This is a genomic window from Leifsonia sp. KNZ12-8B (assembly GCF_056755495.1).
In genome coordinates this window covers 1-21,831 of sequence record NZ_JBPGXM010000059.1, presented here as the reverse complement: position 1 = coordinate 21,831, position 21,831 = coordinate 1, and the positions used below count along the sequence as shown (strand labels likewise).

The 21,831-nt window shown below is 72.6% G+C and carries 20 protein-coding genes; 16 read left to right on the top strand and 4 right to left on the bottom strand.

Annotation, left to right across the window (positions count from 1 at the left end; all coding sequences use genetic code 11):
* Positions 1–48: 48 nt before the first annotated feature.
* Positions 49–1,212, bottom strand: coding sequence for an SLC13 family permease (locus tag ACR9ZG_RS10475; protein ID WP_481284772.1), 1,164 nt, complete (start codon positions 1,210–1,212; stop codon positions 49–51).
* Positions 1,213–1,296: 84 nt separating this feature from the next.
* Here ACR9ZG_RS10475 and ACR9ZG_RS10470 point away from each other — a divergent pair, with 84 nt between their 5' ends.
* Together ACR9ZG_RS10470 and ACR9ZG_RS10465 are read left to right on the top strand one after the other, a co-directional pair.
* Positions 1,297–1,515: a hypothetical protein gene (locus tag ACR9ZG_RS10470; protein ID WP_481284771.1), complete on the top strand. Its 219-nt coding sequence runs from the start codon at positions 1,297–1,299 to the stop codon at positions 1,513–1,515.
* A 107-nt stretch (positions 1,516–1,622) separates the two neighbouring features.
* Entirely contained in the window at positions 1,623–2,108 is a 486-nt protein-coding gene (locus ACR9ZG_RS10465) for a hypothetical protein (RefSeq protein WP_481284770.1), read from the top strand.
* Between the two features lie 16 nt (positions 2,109–2,124).
* On the opposite strand, the gene ACR9ZG_RS10460 is transcribed toward ACR9ZG_RS10465, so the two are convergent.
* Entirely contained in the window at positions 2,125–3,501 is a 1,377-nt protein-coding gene (locus tag ACR9ZG_RS10460) for a glucose-6-phosphate dehydrogenase (protein ID WP_481284769.1), read from the bottom strand.
* Between the two features lie 29 nt (positions 3,502–3,530).
* On the opposite strand from ACR9ZG_RS10460, the gene ACR9ZG_RS10455 reads away from it, so the two are divergent.
* From ACR9ZG_RS10455 to ACR9ZG_RS10445, 3 genes are read left to right on the top strand one after another with little or no spacing between them, the layout of a single operon-like run.
* Positions 3,531–5,381 carry a glycoside hydrolase family 15 protein gene (locus ACR9ZG_RS10455; protein WP_481284768.1) on the top strand — a complete coding sequence of 617 codons (1,851 nt, stop codon included), beginning with the start codon at positions 3,531–3,533 and terminating at the stop codon, positions 5,379–5,381.
* Positions 5,378–5,692, top strand: a complete 315-nt coding sequence (clpS, locus tag ACR9ZG_RS10450; RefSeq protein ID WP_481284767.1) for an ATP-dependent Clp protease adapter ClpS — start codon at positions 5,378–5,380, stop codon at positions 5,690–5,692. Before ACR9ZG_RS10455 ends, clpS begins: the two co-directional genes overlap by 4 nt.
* The gene (locus ACR9ZG_RS10445) at positions 5,689–6,204 is read left to right on the top strand and encodes a DUF2017 family protein (protein ID WP_481284766.1); all 516 of its coding nucleotides are present in this window, start codon (positions 5,689–5,691) and stop codon (positions 6,202–6,204) included. Before clpS ends, ACR9ZG_RS10445 begins: the two co-directional genes overlap by 4 nt.
* Here ACR9ZG_RS10445 and ACR9ZG_RS10440 read toward each other — a convergent pair.
* Entirely contained in the window at positions 6,192–7,328 is a 1,137-nt protein-coding gene (locus ACR9ZG_RS10440; protein ID WP_481284765.1) for a baeRF11 domain-containing protein, read from the bottom strand. The two genes, ACR9ZG_RS10445 and ACR9ZG_RS10440, sit on opposite strands and share 13 nt — an antisense overlap.
* Before the next feature lie 161 nt (positions 7,329–7,489).
* Here ACR9ZG_RS10440 and ACR9ZG_RS10435 point away from each other — a divergent pair, with 161 nt between their 5' ends.
* The 11 genes from ACR9ZG_RS10435 (at position 7,490) to ACR9ZG_RS10385 (ending at position 19,766) form a co-directional block, all read left to right on the top strand.
* The gene (locus ACR9ZG_RS10435; protein WP_481284764.1) at positions 7,490–9,577 is read left to right on the top strand and encodes a hypothetical protein; all 2,088 of its coding nucleotides are present in this window, start codon (positions 7,490–7,492) and stop codon (positions 9,575–9,577) included.
* Entirely contained in the window at positions 9,574–10,593 is a 1,020-nt protein-coding gene (locus tag ACR9ZG_RS10430) for a LacI family DNA-binding transcriptional regulator (RefSeq protein WP_481284763.1), read from the top strand. The genes ACR9ZG_RS10435 and ACR9ZG_RS10430 overlap by 4 nt, the downstream gene beginning before the upstream one ends.
* Before the next feature lie 76 nt (positions 10,594–10,669).
* On the top strand, positions 10,670–12,001 hold the full coding sequence (locus ACR9ZG_RS10425; protein WP_481284762.1) for an ABC transporter substrate-binding protein: 1,332 nt from the start codon (positions 10,670–10,672) through the stop codon (positions 11,999–12,001).
* A gap of 5 nt (positions 12,002–12,006) precedes the next feature.
* Entirely contained in the window at positions 12,007–12,999 is a 993-nt protein-coding gene (locus ACR9ZG_RS10420; protein WP_481284761.1) for a carbohydrate ABC transporter permease, read from the top strand.
* Positions 12,999–13,946: a carbohydrate ABC transporter permease gene (locus ACR9ZG_RS10415; RefSeq protein WP_481284760.1), complete on the top strand. Its 948-nt coding sequence runs from the start codon at positions 12,999–13,001 to the stop codon at positions 13,944–13,946. The genes ACR9ZG_RS10420 and ACR9ZG_RS10415 overlap by 1 nt, the downstream gene beginning before the upstream one ends.
* Before the next feature lie 8 nt (positions 13,947–13,954).
* Positions 13,955–14,995: a glycoside hydrolase family 130 protein gene (locus ACR9ZG_RS10410; protein ID WP_481284759.1), complete on the top strand. Its 1,041-nt coding sequence runs from the start codon at positions 13,955–13,957 to the stop codon at positions 14,993–14,995.
* Positions 14,992–16,059: a glycoside hydrolase family 130 protein gene (locus ACR9ZG_RS10405; protein WP_481284758.1), complete on the top strand. Its 1,068-nt coding sequence runs from the start codon at positions 14,992–14,994 to the stop codon at positions 16,057–16,059. Before ACR9ZG_RS10410 ends, ACR9ZG_RS10405 begins: the two co-directional genes overlap by 4 nt.
* A 53-nt stretch (positions 16,060–16,112) precedes the next feature.
* Positions 16,113–16,454, top strand: coding sequence for a YciI family protein (locus ACR9ZG_RS10400; protein WP_481284757.1), 342 nt, complete (start codon positions 16,113–16,115; stop codon positions 16,452–16,454).
* A 1-nt stretch (position 16,455) separates the two neighbouring features.
* Complete coding sequence (locus tag ACR9ZG_RS10395) at positions 16,456–17,748, top strand: RNA polymerase sigma factor (protein WP_481284756.1); 1,293 nt, start codon at positions 16,456–16,458, stop codon at positions 17,746–17,748.
* Positions 17,745–18,587 carry an NAD(P)-dependent oxidoreductase gene (locus tag ACR9ZG_RS10390; protein ID WP_481284755.1) on the top strand — a complete coding sequence of 281 codons (843 nt, stop codon included), beginning with the start codon at positions 17,745–17,747 and terminating at the stop codon, positions 18,585–18,587. The genes ACR9ZG_RS10395 and ACR9ZG_RS10390 overlap by 4 nt, the downstream gene beginning before the upstream one ends.
* 78 nt (positions 18,588–18,665) lie before the next feature.
* Complete coding sequence (locus tag ACR9ZG_RS10385; protein ID WP_481284754.1) at positions 18,666–19,766, top strand: AI-2E family transporter; 1,101 nt, start codon at positions 18,666–18,668, stop codon at positions 19,764–19,766.
* 33 nt (positions 19,767–19,799) lie between these two features.
* Here the strand turns inward: ACR9ZG_RS10385 and ACR9ZG_RS10380 are convergent, their stop codons facing one another.
* Complete coding sequence (locus ACR9ZG_RS10380) at positions 19,800–21,578, bottom strand: cell wall-binding repeat-containing protein (protein WP_481284753.1); 1,779 nt, start codon at positions 21,576–21,578, stop codon at positions 19,800–19,802.
* Positions 21,579–21,831: the final 253 nt, after the last annotated feature.

Genomic DNA, 21,831 nt, shown 5'->3' with positions numbered 1-21,831 from the left:
CTCTCGCTCTCCCTGGCCGCCGGGCGACATTTTTCCTGTGCTCGGCGGCTACCCGGCGGCCAGGGAGAGCGAGAGGGCGAGGGTCGCGAGGATGACCGTGACGGGCGCGACGATCGCGCCGAGGAGGACGTAGCGCGACCAGCGCAGCTCCACGCCGAACGACGTCAGGCGCTGGTGCCAGAGCAGCGTCGCGAGCGACGCCCACGGGGTGATGAGCGGGCCGGCATTCACGCCGATCAGCAGCGCGGCCAGGCGCGCGGGCGTCTCGGCGGCGGGCTCCAGCGCGAGGTAGGCGGGGAGGTTGTCGACGACGTTCGCGCCGACCAGGCCGGTGAGCGAGAGCCGCAGCAGGGCGAGCGGAGACTCCCCGCTCCCCGACAGCGCCGTCAGCAGCTCGCCGAGGCCCACGGTGTGCAGCGCCTCGATCACGAGGAAGAGCCCGGACGCGAGCAGCAGCAGCTGCCACGGCAGCAGCCCGAACCGCAGCACCCGGCGCCTCCGCACCGCGAACACGACGATCAGCAGCACGGCCGCCACCGACGCCGGCAGCCAGACCGGCAGCCCGGACACCAGCAGGGGCAGCAGCACGAGCACGACGACGGCGGAGACGCCGAACAGCACCCGGTCCTCCACCGGATCCTCCTCGCCGGTCTCGTAGCGCACGAGCAGCGAGCGGCGGGCCACGACGAACACGGCGACCATCGGCACGATCATCGCGACCAGGGCCGGCGCCCACATCAGGGCGGCGAAGGCGAGCGGCGACGGGTTGCCGAGCGTGTGCTGGGCCAGCAGATTGGTGAGATTGGAGACCGGGAGCAGCAGCGAGCCGGCGTTCGCCATCCACACCGTCGTGAGCGCGAACGGCAGCGGGTTCAGCCCGGCGTGGCGCGCGAGGACGATCACGACGGGCGTCAGCAGCACGGCCGTCGTGTCGAGCGACAGGAAGACGGTGCTCAGCGCGGCGAGCACGACGACGAGCAGCCACAGCACCCAGGCCCGGCCGCGGCCCCAGCGCGCCGTCCGCTGGGCCACCGCGGTGAAGACTCCCGCCTCCGCCGCCAGCTCGGTGACGACGGTGATGGCCGCGACGAACAGCAGGATGGGCCACACCCGGTCCCACAGCACCAGCGCGTCGTCGACCGGCAGCACGCCGGTGAGCACCGCCACGACGCCGAGCGCGAGAAGAACGGCCCCCACGATCGCGGTCCGCATCCTGCTCCTTCCGGCCGCACCCGCAGTCGTGCCTCCCGGCGGCGCCGATGGAAGCGTACGCTACCTGGCGACGAAAGGATGCGCATGCGCAAGTACCTCTTCAACGGCGCGGTCATCTCGGCCGCGATCGGCCTCTGGTCGACCGTCCAGTCGAGCAAGCAGGGCCCGAAGGACTGGCGCGTTCCGCTGATGTGGATCAACGCCGCCCTCTCGCTCGTCATCGCCGTCGGCGCGGTGATCGCCGAGTCGAAGGAGGCGGAGGAGCGCGAGGGCCGGTCGTCCCGCGCACGCAGCCGCGGCTGAGCACGCAAACACCCGCGGATTTCCGCTGATCACACGGCGTGTCCGCACCGGATGCACGGTAAGTGTCCAGGACACTGGTACACGACGGTGAATCTGGGAGGATCGCGATGTTCGGACGTAGGCGGCACGCCGCAGTGGAGGCCCCGGCCGCGCCGGCACCCCGGCTGACGGACGCACAGATCCTGGAGCTCGTGCACACCAAGGTGGCGGAGCTCATCGGCGAGAACGGCGAGTGGACCGTGTCCCGCCGCTCGGCCGACGACACCGACACGATCTTCCACTCGGTGCTGGCGCAGTCGGTCTCGGTGGGCATCACCGCCGCGATCGTGGAGGCGCGCAACCGGCTCGAGGCCGGCGAGGGCTTCTCCGCGCCGCAGCACCTCGCGGCCCCGCGCGCGGATGCTCCCGCCGCACCGGTTCAGGATGCCGTGGCCGCCGGCGCCGTGGCGGAGCCCGCGGCCGACCAGGCGGCGACCGAGGTCGCCGAGCCCGCCGCGTTCGGCTGGGAGCCCGCCCCCATCACCGTGTGGACGGACCTCCGCAAGCCGGTCACCGGCGAGTTCCCGCTCGTCAGCGAGCGCTCGGCCGCGTAGGCCGCACGCCCCTCCCTCAGGGGATCCGGGGCCAGTCGTCCGGCCCCTGCGACCCCGCCGCATACTCCTCCAGCGGCACCTCGTCGTCCTTCCAGGCCGCGAGCACCGGCGCCACGATCCGCCAGCACTCGACCGCAGTGTCGGCACGCACCGAGAGCGTCGGGTCGCCGTCGAGGATGCCCTCCAGCACCTCCCCGTACGCCAGGAGCTCGCCAGGCCCGAAGTGGGCGGTCAGCGCCGTCCGCTCGATCACGTACGGGTCCTCCGGGCCGTTGATGTTCATCTCGAGCGACAGCTCGTCGGGGGCCAGCATCACGCGCAGCCGCGTCGGCTCGCGGGTTCCGCGGAGGCCCTTCGGCACGTGGCGGGCGGGCTTGAAGGTGATCACGACCTCGCGCCGCCGGGCACCGAGCGCCTTGCCCGAGCGCAGGGTGAACGGGACGCCCGCCCAGCGCCAGGTGTCCACCTCCACGGTGAGCTCTGCCAGCGTCTCGGTCTCGCGCGACGCGTCGACGCCCGCCTCGTCGGTGTACGACGGCAGCTTCTTGCCCTCGACGCGGCCCGCGGTGTACCGGGCGCGGCGGCTGGAGGCGACCGGGTCGTCGCCGCGGACGCGCGTGGCCCGCAGCACCGCGGCCTTGGCGTCGCGGAAGTCGACGGCGCTGAGCGTCGCCGGCGGCTCCATCGCGAGCACCGCGAGCACCTGCAGCAGGTGGCTCTGGATCATGTCGACGAGCGCCCCGGCGCCGTCGTAGTAGCGGGCGCGGTCCTCCAGCCCGAGCGTCTCGTCGTAGACGACGTCGACGCGCTCGACGTGCTCGCCGTCCCACACCGGCTCCAGGATGCTGTTCGCGAACCGCAGCCCGATCATGTTGAAGACCGTGGACCGGCCCAGGAAGTGGTCGACCCGGTGGATGCGCTCCTCCGGGACCAGCTTCAGCAGCTGGGCGTTGAGCGCCTCCGCGCTCTCCTGGTCGATGCCGAACGGCTTCTCGAGCGCCAGCGTGAGGCCCTCCGGCAGGTCCATCCCCTCGAGCGCCCTGCACGCCTTCGCCGTGATCGCCGGCGGCAGTGCGAAGTAGAGGGCCGGGGCGCCGTCGCACGCGTCGAAGATGCGCTTCAGGTCGTCCTGCTTCGTGACGTCGGCGGCGAGGTAGGAGGTGTGGGCCAGGAGGTCGTCGACGGCCTCGCCGGTCGCCTCCACGCCCTCGAACGCGGTCCGCGCGACCGAGGTCCAGTGCTCGTCGTCCCACTCCTCGACCCCGGCGCCCACCAGCCGGAAGCGGCGCTCCGGGTGCCGGGTGAGAAGCTGACCGACGGCGGGCAGGAGGAGCCTGGACGACAGATCGCCGCTGGCTCCGAGGATCACGAGAGTGCCGATGGACTGCGTCATGCCCCAGACAGTACGGCCATACTGGGGATATGTCGCTCCCCATCGAGGATTACGCCCTGGTCAGTGACTGCTTCACCGGAGCGCTCGTCGGCAAGGACGGCAGCATCGACTGGCTCTGCCTGCCGCGGTACGACTCCATGTCGATGTTCGGGGCGCTCCTCGGCACGGAGGACCATGGCCGCTGGCTGCTGGCCCCCGACGACTCCACCGCGAGCTGCCGCCGGCACTACGCGGGCGACACGATGATCCTCGTCACGCGGTGGACGACCGCGACCGGCGAGGTGGAGGTGATCGACGCGATGCCGCTCGGCGACGGCCGCGCCGACGTCGTGCGCCGCGTGCGCGGCATCAGCGGGAGCGTCAGGATGCGGCAGGACCTGCGCATCCGGTTCGGCTACGCGGACGCCATCCCGTGGGTGCGCAAGGATCCCTCCGAGGAGCCCGCCGCCCTCATCGCCGTCGCCGGCCCCGACGCCATCGTGCTGCGCGGCCCGCTGCTGCACGCGACGAACCACTCGCACGAGGGCACGTTCGACGTGACGGCGGGCGAGACCGTCGACCTCACGATGACCTGGTTCCCCTCGCACCGCACGGCCCCGCCGCCGCTGTCGGTCGACGACGCGCTCCACGCGACCAGGGCCTGGTGGACGGACTGGGCCTCCGGCGCCAGGACCCCCGAGGCCGCCCGCGCGGAGGGCCGCTACCACGAGCAGGTCGTCCGGTCGCTCATCCTGCTCCGGGCGCTGACCCACTTCGAGACCGGCGGCATCGTGGCCGCGGCGACGACCTCGCTCCCGGAGGCGTTCGGCGGCGAGCGCAACTGGGACTACCGCTACGTGTGGCTGCGGGATGCGTCCCTGACGATCGGCACCCTCCTCAATCACGGCTACAACGACTCGGTCGACCACTGGCGCGACTGGCTGCTGCGCGCGGTGGCCGGCGACCCCGCCGATGTGCAGATCATGTACGGGCTCTCGGGCGAGCGCGACCTCGACGAGCGCGTGCTGGTGAGCCTGCCCGGCTACCAGGGCGCGCATCCGGTGCGGATCGGCAACGGCGCCTCCACGCAGTTCCAGGCCGACGTGATCGGCGAGGTCATGCTCGGTCTCGACGCCGGCCGGCGCACGGGGAGCACCGAGACGCGCTTCTCGTGGGCGCTGCAGCGGGCGCTGATGGGCTACCTGGAGGAGCACTGGCGGCAGCCGGACCACGGCATCTGGGAGGTCCGCGGCGATCCGCAGGTGTTCACGCACTCGCGGGCGCTGGTGTGGGCCGCGTTCGACTGCGCGGTGCGGGCGGTGGAGCTGTACGGGCTGGAGGGTCCGGTGGAGCGCTGGCGGCGGCTGCGCGACGAGATCCGCGCCGACATCGAGGCGAACGGCTTCGACGAGGGCCGCGGCACGTACGTGCAGCACTACGGCACGACCGAGGTGGACGCCTCCCTGCTGCAGCTGGCGCAGGTCGGCTACGTCGACTGGCGCGACCAGCGGATGCTGGGCACGGTCCGCGCCATCGAGGAGGACCTCATGCGCGACGGGCTCGTGCTGCGGTACCGCACCGAGCAGGGCGTCGACGGGCTGCCGCCGGGCGAGCACCCGTTCCTCGCCTGCTCCTTCTGGCTGGTGGAGCAGTACGCGCGATCCGGGAGGCTGGAGGACGCGGTGCGCCTGATGGACCGGCTCGTCTCGTTCGCGAACGACGTGGGGATGCTGTCGGAGGAGTACGACGTCGACGGCCGGTCGCAGGCGGGCAACACGCCGCAGGCGCTCACCCACCTGACGCTCGTGCGGGCGGCGGATGCGATCGCGGCGGTGCTGACGCGACCGGCCGGCCAGACGGAGCCGGCCGCCGCGAGCGCCGGGGCGGGCGGCCGGCCATGACGGACGTGCGCACGCGGCCCGGCGAGCGGGCCGGCGAGCAGGTCGACGAGCGCCTCGACGAGCGCCTCGACCTCGGCTCCCCGTGGGTCACGGTCGTCTGGAACGACCCGGTCAATCTCATGTCGTACGTGAGTTATGTGTTCCGCAGCTACTTCGGCTTCCCGCGGGCCGAGGCCGAGCGGCTGATGCTGCTGGTGCACAACGAGGGGCGCGCGGTGGTCGCCACCGGGACCCGCGAGGAGATGGAGCGCCACGTGGAGGCGATGCATGACTACGGCCTGTGGGCCACGCTCGCGAAGGCGGACGCGTGATCCCGTTCCGTCCCGCGGCGGGCGGCATCGTGCGGGGCCGCTTCGAGCCGGAGGAGGTCGAGCTGCTGCTGCGGCTCGCCGCCGAGGCCGCCGAGCTGGCCGCGGCCGCAGCGTCCCGGCCCGGCGAGGACGAGCTCGCCGACCCGGCGCTGGTGCGCCTGATCCCGGACGCGTATCCCGGCGACCCGGAGAAGTCCGCCGAGTTCCGCCGGTTCACGGCCGACGGCATCGCCGAGCGCAAGGCGCTCAACGCGCGCACGGTGGTCGAGTCGCTGGCCCGTCCCGACGACGGAGCCGTGGAGGTGCGGCTCGACCCCGCGCAGGCGACCGCGTGGCTGCGGTGCATCACCGACATCCGGCTGGTGCTCGCCGCCCGGCTCGACATCGTGCAGGACGGCGACGTCGGCGACCTCGCCGACGAGCACGCGCTCTTCCAGCGCGCGGTGTACGAGTGGCTCGCCGAGGTGCAGGACTCCCTCGTGGTGGCCCTGGAGGCGGCTCAGACCGGGTAGCGCACCGTCGCCGCCGCCGCTCCCCCGCCCGGGATGTCGTCGGCGCGCAGCGCGTACACCCGCGCCTTCGCGGCCAGCGCCCTGCGCAGGATCTCGTCGACGACGCCGTGGTTCCCGATCGACTCCTCGTCGGCGTAGACGATGGCGCCCGACTCGTCGTCGACCGTGCCGGGCACGCGGCGGTCCATGTCGAACATGAGCGTCTCGATCGCGCCGAACGTCGCTGCGCGCGCGATGTCGGAGAGGTCGACGAGCCCGGTTCCTGCGGCGATCCGGGACTCGACGTCCTCCTTGAGCCGGCCGATGGTCGCCGCGTACACGCGATCGAGCACCAGACGGGCGGCCGCGGCGAGCTCCTCCGCCGTCTTCTCCTCCGGACTGCCGGGGATGACCTCCTCCACCAGCCGGGGGTGGTCGCCCGCGCCCCGGAAGATGCCGAGCAGCGGCTCGGTCGCGGCCAGGATGAGCGGGACCGTGGAGGTCGCCAGCACCGGGCGCAGCGCACGGTCGATCGCCTGCACGTACTCCAGCATGCGCACCTTCTGACCCTCTGAGCCCTGGATGCGGCCCTCGGCCGACCGGCCGCTCACGCTCGTCCTGCCCACGGCCGACGCCACGTCCTGAGGCATGCCGGGCACCTCCACCGTGGTGGCGGGGGCCTCGGGCGAGACCCGGATGAGGCGCACCGAGTTCTGCGCGAGCGCCAGCACCAGCGCCGTCTGCGGGAACGTGATCGCCCGCACCAGCGGCTTCACGTAGAAGCGGTCGCCGATGTCGCACGACGACGAGAGCCGGTTCGGCAGCCGGAACGTCTCGGCGAGCTCGCCGTCGAGGAACACGGCGAGGCTGCGGGACTGGTAGCGCCAGAAGTCCCGGTCCTCGAGGATGCGCTCGCCCTCCGCGCGCACCGCGTCGATGCGGGCGCGCGGGATGCCGGCCGCCTCCAGCTCGCGCAGCGCCTTCCCGAGATGGTTCTTCAGCTCGATGCGGGCGTGGTCCGCTTCCGCCGGGGTCGTCCCGGTCGGAAGGTGGATGCTCACGCAGCCGGGGCGCCGCTGTGCGGCGATCCGCTCGATGTCGGCCCTGGTGGGGATGTCCTTGTACTCCACGGAACCTCCTGGCATCGTCGTCCTGCCCGGCCAGTCTCCCCGCAGCGCACCGACGCCCGCAAGACCTCTCTTGACGACCCCCGTTCGGGTGACTATCGTTTCTTTAAACCGGTTTAGATGACGATCGCACCAACGGAATCGCCCAGACCGAATCGCACCGACGCGAGGAGAACGCAATGACGCGGACACTGCACCTGCGCACGACGCTGCCCGCCCTGCTGGCCGGGGCGGCCCTCGCGCTCGCCGGCGTCGCGGCACCCGCCCCGGCCGCGCCTGCTCCGGCGGCGCCCGCCGCGCCCGCGACGGCGCCGCTCACCAACCTCTCCCATCTCGACTTCCTCCTCGACGACGTGCCGCTGCTCCCCGGCGTCGACGGCCACACGACGTATCGCCAGGCGGAGGAGCCGGCGGCGCGCGCGCCCTGGGTCTACGCCGACCGTCAGGCGGACGGGACCTTCAAGCGCGTCGGCGGCGGGCCGATCACCGACGCCGCGCGCGGCTGGTACGCGCAGGGCGCGTTCGACGCCGACGACATCTCGCGCGCCGCCGTGGTGTACGTGCGCGACTGGGCGCAGAACGGCACCGGCACCTCCCGCGCCACGGCCTACCAGCTGCTGCGCTCACTGACCTACCTGCAGACCGCGACCGGCCCGGACGCCGGGAATGTCGTGCTGTGGCAGCAGTCGGACGGCACGCTCAACCCCTCGGCCATCCCGGTCGAGCAGCCCGACCCGAGCGACTCGGCCGAGTCGTTCTGGCTCGCCCGCACGGTCTGGGCGCTCGGCGAAGGATATGCCGGCTTCCGCGACGCCGACCCGGCGTTCGCGGCCTTCCTCGCCGACCGGATGCATCTGGCGCTCGGCGCCCTCGAGCGGCAGTCGCTCGCGAAGTACGGCACGCACGCCACGGCGAACGGCATCAGCGTCCCGGCCTGGCTGATCGTGGGCAGCGCCAGCGCGACGGCGGAGGCCGTCCTCGGCCTCAGCGCGTACGCCGCCGCCGATCCGTCCGACGCGCGGGTGCGCGCCGCCCTGTCCCACTACGCGGACGGCGTCGCGGGGCTGGCGAGCGGCGGCGTCGGGCAGTGGCCGTTCGGCGCGCTGCTCCCTGAGGCGAACTCCCCCACGTTCTGGCATGCCTGGGGCGGCATGCAGCCCGCGGCGCTCACCTCCGCCGCGACGGTGCTGCACCGCGCTGACCTGCAGAAGGCGGCCTCCACCGACCTCGCGCAGTTCACCGCCCAGCTGCTCGCGTCCGGCGGCCCCGACAACGGCTGGACGCCCACCCCGGCCGACCGCACGCAGATCGCCTACGGCGTCGACTCGCGCGTGCAGGGCCTCATCGCCGCCGCCGACGCGACGAAGGCCGGCGGGCTCGCGGCGCTCGCGGGCGCGCAGGCCGCGTGGTACTTCGGCGCCAACCGCGCCGGCGTCGCCGCCTACGACCCCGCCACCGGCGTCTGCGTCGACGGGATCGCGGCCGACGGCACGGTGAACCGCAACTGCGGGGCCGAGTCGGCCATCCACACGCAGCTGAGCATGCTGGCCCTCGACGCGCATCCCGCCATCGCGGTGGCGGCCACCGCGCTGACCCGCACGACCGCCACCGACGGGATCCGCGTCGCCGAGGCGGAGTCCGGGACGCTGACCGGCCCCGCCTCCGTCGTCACACCGCCGTCGGCCTGGACCGGGTCGGCCAACTGGTCGGGCGGCGCGTACGTCGCCGCGGGCGCCGGCGCGACCGTGACCATCCCGCTGCCGGAGGGGCGGCCCATCGCCCGGGTGCTGCCGATCGCCGACCTCGGCCCGGGCGACCCGGCCGCCGGCACCAGCGCGGGCTCCGGCCGCACCGCGTGGACGACGCCGATCGGCCGGTTCGCCCTCCCGCTCGGCAGCACGGCGAATGCGCGCGCAGCCGAGCAGGGCATCGGCCCGAGCCCGGTGCTCCTGCTGCCGCAGACCCTGCCGGTCCCGGTGCCCGCCTCCTCGCCGACGGTCAGGGCCACCGTCTCCGGCTCCACCCGGCTCGACGCCGTGCTGCTGCAGCCGGTCGTCTCGCACCTCGGCCTCGGCGGGGCCTCCCGCCTCGACGTGTACGTGAACGCGACGCGCCTCCCGGTGCCGCAGAAGCTCGACGCGACCGGCCCGGTGACCGTCACCCGCTACGACGGGGCCGGCCGCCAGGTCGGACAGGCGCGGACCGCGGGCGGCCACGCCCTGGTCACGGTCGAGCCGGGCGGCTTCACGGTGGTGACGCCGCGATGACGACCGCCGTCACCATCAACGACGTCGCCAGGGCGGCGGGCGTGAGCAAGGGCCTGGTGTCGCTCGCGCTCAACGACCGGCCGGGGGTGAAGACCGAGACCAGGGAGCGCATCCTGGCGGCGGCGAGCGCCCTCGGCTGGACGCCGAACCCCGGCGCCCGCGGCCTGAGCACCCGCCGCGCGTACGCGCTGGGGCTCATCGTGCGGCGCGAGGCGCGCACGATCGAGGTCGACCCGTTCTTCGCCGCGTTCATCGCCGGCGTGGAGTCGGTGCTCGCACAGCGCGGGCAGGTGCTGGTGCTGACCGTGGTGCCCGACGCGGAGGCGGAGGACCGCGCGTACACCCGCCTCGCGACCGACAAGCGGGTGGACGGGTTCCTGCTGACCGACCTGCTGGCCGACGACCACCGCCTCCCGCTGATCCAGCGGCTGGGCTCGCAGGCGGTCTCGCTGGGCGAACCGGCCGGCGGCAGCCCGTTCCCGGTCATCACCCGCGACTACGACGGCGGCATCGACGACCTCGTCGCCCACCTCCTCTCGCTCGGCCACCGCCGGATCGCCCACGTCTCGGGCGACGAGCGCATGCTCCACGGCATGCTGCGGCGGCAGCGGTTCGAGCGCGCCATGCACGACGCCGGGCTCACGCCCGAGATCGTGTCCACCGACTTCTCCCCCGAGCAGGGTGCCGCCGCAACACGGGCGCTGCTCGAGCGGGAGGACCCGCCGACGGCCATCGTGTACGGCAACGACCCGATGGCCATCGCCGGCCTGGGGGTCGCGCACGAGCGCGGGCTGAGCCTGCCGCGCGACCTCTCCATCACCGGGCTGGACGGCTCCCACATCGGGACGTACGTCTACCCCTCCCTCACCACCCTCGACAACGACCCCGCCGGCTGGGGCGTGGCCGCCGCCACCGCACTGCTGCGGCTGGTGGAGGACGGGGAGGCGGACGACGTCGCCCTGCCCCCGGCGCGGCTCGTGGTGCGCGCCTCCACCGCACCGCCCGCCCGGCGCTGACCGGGCGACCGGCCGACCGGGCGCCCACCTGATCCCTGCACCACATCCCCTGCGTACGACGAAGAAGGCAGACATCATGCGAACCTCACCCCTCCGATCCACCCGATCGACCGCCTCGGCCGCCCGCCCGGCACGGCGGCTCCTCCTCGGCGTCCTCACCGCCGGGCTCGTCGCCGGCACGCTCGCCGCGTGCGGCTCCAGCGGCGGCGGAGGCGACGCCATGAAGGCCAAGGGCCCGATCACCATCTGGTACTCGAACAACGAGCAGGAGCTGGAGTGGGGCAAGGCCATGGTGAAGGCCTGGAACGCCGACCACCCCGACGAGCAGGTCAAGGGTCAGGAGATCCCGGCCGGCAAGAGCAGCGAGGAGGTCATCGGCGCCGCCATCACCGCCGGGACCACGCCCTGCCTGGTCTTCAACAACCTCCCGGCCGCGACCGGTCAGTGGCAGAAGCAGGGCGGCCTGGTCGACCTCTCGAAGTTCCCGGATGGCACGAAGTACATCGAGTCGCGCAGCGGCGACAACGCCGAGCAGTACAAGTCGTCCGACGGCGGCTACTACCAGATGCCGTGGAAGTCGAACCCGGTCCAGATCTTCTACAACAAGGAGATCTTCCAGAAGGCCGGCATCGACCCCGAGAACCCCGACCTGTCGACCTACGACAAGTTCCTGGCCGCGGCGAAGCAGATCAAGAGCTCCGGGGCGGCGCCGTACGCGATCTACCCGACGCCGACGAGCGAGTTCTTCCAGGTGAACTTCGACTACCTCCCCCTGCTGGCGGCGCAGACCGGCGGCAAGACCTTCATCGAGGACGGCAAGGCCACGATCACCGACGACGACTCGATGGCGGTCGCGAACTTCTGGAAGAAGATCTACGACGAGGGCCTCGCCGGCAAGGAGCAGTACCAGGGCGACGCGTTCGCCGACGGCAAGTCGGCGATGGCGATCGTCGGCCCCTGGGCCATCGCCTTCTACGGCGACAAGGTGAAGTGGGGCTCGGTGCCGGTGCCGACCGAGAGCGGTACGCCGGCCGATCAGATCTACACGTTCCCCGACGCGAAGAACATCGGCATGTACACCTCGTGCAAGAACCAGGGAACGGCCTGGGACGTGCTGAAGTTCGCCACCAGCAAGGAGCAGGACGGCAAGCTGCTGGAGATCACGGGCCAGATGCCCATCCGCTCCGACCTGCAGACGGCCTACCCGGACTACTTCACCGCGCACCCGGAGTACAAGGACTTCGCCGACGCTGCCTCGCGCACGGTCGACGACCCGACCGGCCCGAACACCATCGCGCAGATGCAGGCGCTGCGCGACGCGTACACCAAGGCCGTGGTCAACGGCAGCGCCGACCTGGAGTCGACGTTCGAAGCCGCGGCGAAGAAGATCGACGGACTGCAGAAGTAGCGACCATGTCCACCGCCACCCCCTCGTCCACGGCCGCCTCCTCGGCGGCGGGCAGCGCGCCCGCCGCCGGGGACGGCCGCCGCGGGCGCCGGCAGCCCCCCGGCCGGCGCGCGACGCTCGGCCGGCGCATCCTCGGCCGGCATCCGCTCGGCTGGTTGTTCAGCGCGCCCTATCTGCTCTTCGTGCTGGTGATCTTCGCGTACCCGCTGGTGTTCTCGGTGTACATGTCGTTCTACGACTACTTCTTCGCCGCACCGGGCGCGCAGGTCGACCGGCCGTTCGTCGGGCTCGACAACTACGTGCAGGCGTTCACCGACCCTGCGGTGCTGCGGTCGTTCGTCAACGTCGGCATCTTCCTCATCATCAACGTGCCGCTGACCGTGCTGCTGTCGCTGCTTCTCGCGTCCGCGCTCAACAGCGTGAAGCGCTTCCGCACCTTCCTGCGGGTCGCCTACTACGTGCCCTACGTGACGGCGAGCGTCGCGATCATCGCGGTGTGGCTGTTCATGTGGGGCCAGAACGGGCTGGTGAACCAGATCCTCGGGCCGCTGGCGCCGAGTCCCAGCTGGTTCACGAACCCCGCGCTCGCCATGCCGACCATCGCGATCTACGTGACGTGGAAGGGGCTCGGGTTCTACATCCTGCTCTACCTCGCCGCGCTGCAGAACGTGCCGGACGAGCTGTACGAGTCGGCGGCCACCGACGGCGCCGGCAAGGTGCGCCAGTTCTTCTCGGTGACCGTGCCCGGCGTGCGCCCGGCGACCGTGCTGGTGCTGCTGCTCGCCACGATCACCGGCGCCAACCTGTTCACCGAGCCGTACCTCCTGACCGGGGGCGGCGGCCCGGACGGCGCGTCGGCGTCGCCGGTGCTCATCATCTACCAGCAGGGCATCCAGCAGGGGCACCCGGGGTACGCGGCCGCGATCGGCGTCGTGCTCATCATCGTGGTGCTCATCATCGGCTGGCTGCAGAACCGCTTCGCGGGAGGGAGGGACTGATGACTGCGACCACCCCCGATCCCACGGTCGTCCCGGCCGGGGGCGAACCAGGGCGCACCAGGAGGGCCGGCCGGCGCGACCGCGGCGGCCACGACCTCGGCAGCCCGCGCCGGATGAGCCGTACGCAGGTCGTGCTGCGCGGCATCGTGCTGACCCTCGGCGCGATCGCGTTCCTGTTCCCCTTCTACTACATGTTCATCGGGTCGCTGCAGACCGAGCCGGACCCCACCGTCGCGGGCGCCTTCCCGAACCCGGCCAACATCACCGGGCAGAACTACGTCAACATCAACGAGCGGATCAACCTGGCGTCCGGGCTCGTGAGCTCCGGCATCTTCACCGGCGGCGTGCTGCTCGGGACGGTCGTGTTCGGCATCCTCGCCGGGTACGCGCTCTCCGTCCTGGAGTGGCGCGGCCGGGGCGTGACCTTCGCGCTCGCCCTGCTGGTGCAGACCATCCCGTTTCAGCTGCTGATGATCCCGCTGTACGTGCTGATCGCCCGCAACTACGGGCTGGCCGACAACTACCTCGGGATGATCCTGCCGTTCGTGATCAACTCGGCGGCGGTGCTCATCTTCCGGCAGTACTTCCTCCAGATCCCGCGCGAGCTCTTCGACGCCGCCCGCATCGACGGCGCCGGCGAGCTGAAGGTGCTCTGGCGGATCGCGCTGCCGCTCGTGCGACCCGCCCTCGTCACCGTGCTGCTCCTGACCTTCATCGGCCCGTGGAACGAGTTCCTCTGGCCGTTCCTGATCACGAAGGAGGCCAGCATGCAGCCGCTCGCCGTGTCGCTGGCGAACTACATCAGCACCGTCTCCGGGTCGACGAGCAACCCCTACGGCGCGATCATGGCGGGCGCCGTCGTGCTCGCCGTGCCCGTGGTGGTGCTGTTCATCGTGTTCCAGCGCTGGTTCACCTCCAGCGACATCGGCTCGTCGGTCAAGGGATGAGGAGAGACGTGACGGAATCGACACAGGCGCGCCCCGCCGACCCCGCCGCCCTGCGAGCCGGTCTCGCCGAGGCGCTCGCGCACACGAACGCGCTGACCGACCGCATCTCGACCGACCAGTTCTCGGCCGGCTACCCGGACCGGCCCGAGTGGGCGATCGGCCCGTTCACCCGCGACGACGCCCTCACCTTCCGGCTGGAGGGGCAGTGGGACGACCCCACCGACATCGGCTGGACGAGCGACTCGATCTACAACCCGACCGTGCTGGAGCGCGGCGACGAGCTGCACCTGTTCTACCGCGCCTCCCCGCGCAAGGAGTCGGTGTCGAGCCGGATCGGGCACGCGGTCCGCCGCGGCGGCGTCTGGCACGACTCGCCCGCCAACCCGATCGTCTACCCGACGCTCGAGACCGAGGTGCTCGGCTGCGAGGATCCGAAGCTGTACGAGGCCGACGGCCGGTTCGTGCTGTTCTACAACGCGATCTGGCGGCGGGAGGACGGGGAGGTCGCGGTCGACATCATGTCCGCCGTCTCCGACGATCTCGAGCACTGGGAGAAGCGCGGCCTCGTCGTGCCGTACGACGTCTCGCAGTACTGGGCGAAGGGAGCGGTCGTCCCCCGCGACGAGCACGGCCGCGCGGTGCGCATCGGCGGCGAGTACCTCATGCTCCTCTCCGAGGGGTGCGGCGGCCGGCCGATGGTCGGGCACTCGCCCGACCTGCTGACGTGGGAGTTCGCCGAGCAGCCGTACCTCGACCTCGGCGAGCTCCGGGGCAGCCTGTACGAGGTCGCCTGCGCCGCGGTCGACGGCGACCGGCTCGTCCTCGACTTCTTCTACGCCGACGAGCACGGCGACTTCGCCGCGGCGCAGGCGCTCTACGCCCTCGACGACCCCTTCACCCAGCTCGCCGTGCACCGCGGCGGCTCGCTCTCGTGGGGCGGCCTGCAGCGGCTCGGGCGCGGCCCCGACCGGGCCTGGGCGTTCGCTCAGGGGTGGGACGCGCCGCCCGGCGAGCGCGAGCTGTACTTCTACCGGGAGGTTTCCGCATGACGTTCCCCTACGCGCTGACCAGGGCCGGTGTGGTCATGACACCGCTGCCCGACGAGCCGCTGGAGGCGGAGGGGGTCCTCAATCCCGCCTCCGGCCGCGGCGTCGACGGCGAGCTCTACCTGCTCCCCCGCCTGGTCGCCGCCGGCAACGTGTCCCGGGTCGGTCTCGCCCGGGTGGTCGTGGAGGACGGCGTGCCCGTGCGCGTCGAGCGCGAGGGCGTCGTGCTCGCCCCCGACCGCGAGTTCGAGCGCGGGAGGAGCAACGCCGGCGTCGAGGACCCCCGCGTCACGACCATCCCCGCCCTCGGCCTCCACGTCATGACCTACGTCGCGTACGGCCCGCTCGGCCCGCACACGGCCGTCGCTGTCTCCGACGACCTGCGCGAGTGGCAGCGGCTCGGCCCCGTGAGCTTCGAGTACGACGACGCTCTCGGGATCGACCTCGCCCTGTTCCACAACAAGGACACCGTCTTCTTCCCCGAGCCGGTCGTCGCCCCCGACGGCACGCCCAGCCTCGCGGTGCTGCACCGGCCCGTCTGGGATCTGGACGGCGTGCGACCCGGGGAGGGCGAGCATCCGCCGGCCGCGCTGGCGGAGAAGCGCCCGAGCATCTGGATCGCGTTCGTGCCGCTCGACGCGGCGCTCGCCGACCCCCGCGAGCTGACCAGGTGGCGGCAGAACCGGTTCCTCGTGGGGCCGGAGTTCCCGTTCGAGGAGCTCAAGATCGGCGCGGGCCCGGCCCCGCGGCGCGTGCCGGAGGGCTGGCTGCTGCTGCACCACGGCGTCACGGGCCGGCTGGAGACCGGGGTCGCCCAGCAGCAGAACGTCAACTACGCGGCCGGGGCGATCCTCCTCGACGCCGACGAGCCGTGGCGCGTGATCGACCGGACGGGTGAGCCGCTGCTGGCGGCCGAGACGGAGGACGAGCGCAGCGGCATCGTGCCCAACGTCGTGTTCCCCACCGCGATCGAGACGGTGGACGGCGTCGACTGGGTCTTCTACGGCATGGCCGACTCCAAGATCGGGGTCGCCAGGCTGGAGCGGGTGGACGCATCCCCGTCATGATGTCGAGAGCGGGCCTCCCCGTTCGTATGGACGGTGAGAGAAAGGACCTCACCATGACCCAGTATCTGCTCAGCGTCTACCAGCCCGACGGCCCGATCCCCGAGCCGGAGGTGATGGCCGTCATCGAACGGGACGTCACCGCCGTCAACGACCAGATGCGGGCCGCCGGCGTGTGGGTCTTCTCGAACGGGTTGCAGCCTCCCGCCACCGCGACCGTCGTGCGCCCGGTCGACGGCGAGCTGCTCGTCACCGACGGGCCGTTCGCCGAGGCCAAGGAGTTCCTCGGCGGCTTCACGATCGTCGACGTGCCCGACCTGGATGCCGCGCTCGAGTGGGGCAGGCGGGTCGCCGTGGCGACCACCCTGCCCATCGAGGTGCGGCCCTTCGCGGGGTGACGTGACCTCCTCCGACCCGGTCGCGGCCGTCCACCGCGCGGAGTACGGCCGCGCGGTGTCGGTGCTCTACCGCGCCCTCGGCGACCTCGACCGGGCGGAGGACGCCGTGCAGGAGGCCTTCGCGGCCGCCGTCGAGCGCTGGCCCCGCGACGGCGTGCCGCCCGCGCCGGCCGGGTGGATCATCACGACCGCCCGGCGCCGCGCGATCGACCGGCTGCGGCGCGAGGCGAACGGACGGTCGAAGGAGGCGGAGGCGGCCCTCCTGCACGCGCTGGAGCGCGGCGACGACGATGGCGCCGCCGCGGATGCCGCCGCGGGGGACGAACGCTTCGGCGACGACCGCCTCCGGCTGCTCTTCACCTGCTGCCACCCCGCTCTCGCCCCGGCCGCGCGCGTGGCGCTGACCCTGCGCCTGCTCGGCGGCCTCGGCACGGCCGAGATCGCGCACGCCTTCCTGGTGCCGGAGGCCACGATGGCCCAGCGCATCTCGCGTGCGAAGGCGAAGATCAGGGACGCGCGCATCCCGTACCGCATCCCGTCGGCCGCAGACCTGCCCGAGCGGCTCGGCTCGGTGCTGGCCGTCGTCTACCTCGTGTTCAACGAGGGGTATGCGGCGAGCGCCGGCGACGGCCTGCTGCGGGAGGAGCTCTGCGACGAGGCGGTGCGGCTCGCGCGTCTGCTGCACCGGCTGCTGCCCGACGAGGAGGAGGTGGCCGGGCTGCTCGCGCTCCTGCTGCTGATCGACGCCCGGCGTGCCGCCCGCAGCGATGCGGACGGCGCGCTCGTCCCGCTCCCCGACCAGGACCGCTCGCTGTGGGATGCCGGCCTGATCGCCGAGGGGCACGCGCTCGTGCGCGACTGCCTGGGGCGCGGCCGGCCTGGGCCGTACCAGCTGCAGGCCGCCGTGCAGGCCGTGCACGACGACGCGCCATCGGCCGCCGACACCGATTGGCGGCAGATCGTCGCGCTGTACGACCAGCTCCTGCTCCTCCACCCGTCACCGGTCGTGGCGCTGAACCGGGCGGTCGCGGTGGCGGAGGTCGACGGCCCCGCCGCCGCGCTCGCCGCCCTCGAACCGCTGCGCGAGCCGCTGTCCGGCTACTACCTGCTGCACGGGGTGCGGGCGGCGCTGCTGCGGCGGCTCGGCCGTCCCGCCGAGGCCGCCGACGCCTACGAGCGGGCGGAGGTGCTGTGCCGCAACCCCGCCGAGCGTGCCTTCCTGCGGCGCGAGCGCGACGCCCTGCCGCACAGCCCCTTCCCGGATCCCGCCGCGGAGCGCACAGTGGAGGGATGAAGATCGCCTTCCTCGGGCTCGGCCGCATGGGGCGCGAGCTCGTCACCCACCTGATCGACAACGGCCACCAGGTCACGGTCTGGAACCGCTCGCCCGAGCCGGCGGAGGCCGCCGGCCGGCGCGGTGCCAGGGTCGCGGACTCCCCCGTCGAGGCCGTCTCGGATGCCGACGCGGTCGTGAGCGTGCTGTTCGGCCCGGAGACGGTCCGCGAGGTGATCGTGGAGGCCGGGCTGCCGTTCCTCGCCGGGGCTCTCTGGATCGACGTGACCACCGTCTCCCCCGCCGACGCGGACGACTTCGCGACCTGGGCGGCCGGGCACGACGTCCGGTACGTGCACTCTCCCGTCATCGGCTCGCTCGCGCCCGCCCGCGCCGGGGCGCTGGCCGTGCTGATCGGCGGAGACACGGAGGCGGTGCGCGCCGCCCGCCGCATCGTCGGGCTGTGGGCCGACCCCGACAAGCTGCGCACCCTCCCTGCCGCCCGCGCCGCCGCGGCAGCAAAGCTCGTCGCCAACCTGGCGCTCGCCGTCGGGATGGAGGCGCTCGCCGAGGCGCTGCGGCTCGGCACCGGAGCCGGCCTGACCGCCGAAGAGGCCCTCGAGACGCTCTCGCTGACCCCGCTCGCCGCGCTGGCCGCGACGAAGGGCCCGGTGGTGGCCTCCGGCGACTACTCGGACGCCCAGTTCTCGGCGGCCGCGCTCGCGAAGGACACGCGTCTGATGCTCGCGAGCGCCGACGTGCCCCTCCCCGCCGTGGCGCTGGTCGCGGCCGAGCTGCAGCGCGCCGTGGACGCCGGCCGCGGGGAGGACGACTTCTCGGTCATCGCCGCGGATCGCTGACCGGCGGTCCTCGTGGCCGGTCGCCGGGGCCGGATCGGCTCGCGCCGGATCGGCTCGCGGCCGGATAGGCTCGCGGCCATGCGATTCATCCGACCACCGGCGCGCCCCGCAGCCCGACGCGAGACGGAAGCGGCGTCCCTGCTCCACCGCAGTCCGCTCGGCTTCGGATACCTCGTCGCCCTGGGCGCCATCGGCGCCGTCGTCACCGGACTCGCCCTGTACGGGCTGCGCTCCATCCTGTTCTCGGTGTTCCTGGCGATGTTCGCGACCGTCGGGCTCGACCCGCTGATCCGCTGGTTCCAGCGGCGCGGACTGCGGCGCGGCTGGGCGATCGTCACCGTCATCGTGCTGCTGGTCGCGGTGCTCGTCGCGATCGTCTGGGTCGTCGTGCCGCTGGTCGTGTCGCAGGTGCAGGCGCTTGCGACCGCGATCCCGGCCGAGATCGCGCGGCTGCGCGACGAGGGCTGGTTCGATCAGGCGAACGCGTCCAGCAACGGCCTGCTGGGGCAGGCCGTGTCGTGGGTGCAGGAGCAGGCGCAGAACCCGCAGCTGTGGGCCGGGCTCGGCGAGGGGCTGCTCGGCTTCGGGCTGTCGGTGGTCGACGGCGTGACCACCGGCTTCTTCATCGTCATCCTGACCATCTACTTCATCGCCTCGTACGACGCCACCAAGCAGGCCGCGTACCGGCTCGTGTCCCGCTCGCACCGCGACACGTTCGTCTCGTACGCCGAGCGCATCCTGCAGAACTTCGGCCGCTACCTCAGCGGCATGGTCGTGCTCGCGTTCATCAACGCCGTCTACAGCGTCATCCTGCTGGTCGCCACCGGGGTGCCCGGCGCGTTCCTCATCGGCATCGCCGCGTTCTTCATCACGCTGATCCCGCTGATCGGCACCGTACTGACGACCACCGTGATGAGCGTGCTGGCGTTCATCCACTCGCCCGTCAGCGGCGTCGTCGTGCTCGTGCTGATGCTCGTCTACATGCAGGTGGAGGCGTACATCCTGACCCCGAAGGTGATGGGCAAGGCCGTGCAGGTGCCCGGCTCGGTCGTCCTCATCTCGGCCCTCGCGGGCTCGACGCTGTTCGGCCTGCCCGGGGCGCTGGTCGCCATCCCGATCTCGGCGGGCGTCATCCTCATCGTCAAGGATCTGGTGTGGCCGAGGAAGGAGCTGCGCTGAGCCCCCTCCCCGGCCACCACGTCCGCCCTGGCGTCACCCGACCCGGTAGGCCTGCAGCTGCGCCGCGACGGACGCCGACACGGAGGCGACGCCGCCGAGGATGACGATCCGCTTCGGCTTCAGCCGCTGCAGCTGCGCCTTCACGCTGGGCGAGATCGCGCCCGCCTGCACCAGGAGCACGGGCGACTGCGTCGAGCCGGCGACCGGCGCGCCCGAGAGCGCGTCCGGGAAGCCGAGGCCGTTCGCGACGTAGACGGTGCCACCCGCGGGGAACCGGGCCGCGATGGCCGCGCTGGTGTCGAAGCGGTCGGCGCCGTACACGCGCTCCACGGAGGCGGCGGACCTGCTGGCGGTGTAGTTCCGCAGCTGGGTCGCGACCTGGGCGCTCACGGAGGCGGTGCCGCCGATGACGTGGATGGTCGTCGGCTTGAGCCGCGCGAGCTGGTTCGCGACCGTCTGCGGGATGCCGCCCGGCGTGGTCAGCAGCAGCGGTCCGGGGATCCGGCCGGCGGCGAGCGCGGCTCCGGAGAGCGCGTCGGGGAAGTTGACCCCGGAGGCGACGTACACGTCCTTCTGGGGAGCGGTGAACGTCGCCGCCACCACCGCGGCGCTCGTGTCGTAGCGGTCGGGGCCCGAGTACCGGACCACGCTGCTCGAGTACCCCTTGAGCGCGGCCACCGTGGAGGCGTTGACCGACGCCTCCCCGCCGAGCACCACGATCTTCGTCGGCTTGAGCCGCCGCAGCTCGGTGGCGACCGGGGTCGGGATGGCGAACGGCTGGATCAGCAGCACCGGCCCCTTGCCCTTGGTGGCCGGCCCGGCGGACAGCGCGTCGGGGAACGCCGCGCCGGACGCCACGTAGGCGACGCTCACGGGCGCGGCGAAGGAGGCGGCGAGGGACGCGCTGGTCCCGAACCGGTCGGCGCCGGAGACGCGCGCGTTGAGGGCGAAGTCGCGCAGCTGGCTGAGCGAGCCGTTGTAGACCTGCTGGTCGCCGACCAGCGCGCCCTTGTCGTCGTCGTTGTACTGCCAGAACGAGTACGTGGGCCAGCTCGCCGGAAGTGCGCCCGGGCTGCTTGCGGTGGTCCACTTGGCGATGCTCAGCGGGTAGTTGGCGACGTCGCCGTTGCTCGATGTGCAGCGGTTCCACCAGCCGGTGTTGGTGTAGATCACCGGGGTGCGGCCGACCTTGTTCTCGACGGTGAAGACGAAGTCCTTCACCCACCGCACGAGGTTCGCCGGGGTCAGCCCCCAGCACTCGTTGAGCCCGTTGCTCGCCCCGTACGGGTTGGCCTCCACGTCGAGCATCGGCGGGAGGGTGCGCCCGTCGGCTGTCCATGTGCCGCCCTTGCTCAGGAAGTACGCGGCCTGCGCCGTCCCGGACGAGGTGTTCGGGGTGGCGAAGTGGTACGCGCCGGTCAGCAGTCCCGCGTTCCTGGCGCCGGACCACTGGCTCGCGAAGAGCGAGTTCGGGGCGTCGATGTCCTCGGTGGCCTTCACGTACGCGAACTTCTTGCCGCCCGCTGCGACCTTCGCCCAGTCGACGTTGCCCTGCCAGTAGCTCACGTCGATGCCGGGCACTCCGGCCGGCGCGACGGCGCCCGCCAGCGCCTCCACGCCGTCGCCCTGGTCGAACGTGGCGCCCAGCGTGTGGTCGCGAGCAGCGTTCATCTGCTCGAGCGACGGGTTGCCGGTGCCGTCCCCTCCGGGATCGGTGGCGGCCGACGCCGGCGTCACGCCCGCGACGACGAGTGCTGCCGCGGCCCCCGCCGCGACGGCGGATGCGATGATCCTGCGAACTCCGAACTGCACGATGTGCTCCCCCTCCGGCCGCGACGCCGCGGCACCTCTGGCAGCCTAGGGGAAAAGGTGCAGAAGCGCAGGATTTTCTGGCGTCCGTGCGGAGTACCGTCAGCGGTGTCGAAGGGACGACCGATGCCTCAGTTCGCCGTGCTGATCTACGCCACGGATTCCGCCCACCGTGTGGACGCCACCCCCGACGAGCTGGAGGAGCCGAACACGCACGGCGACACGCTCGCGGCCTCCGGCGCCCTCCGCGCCGCGT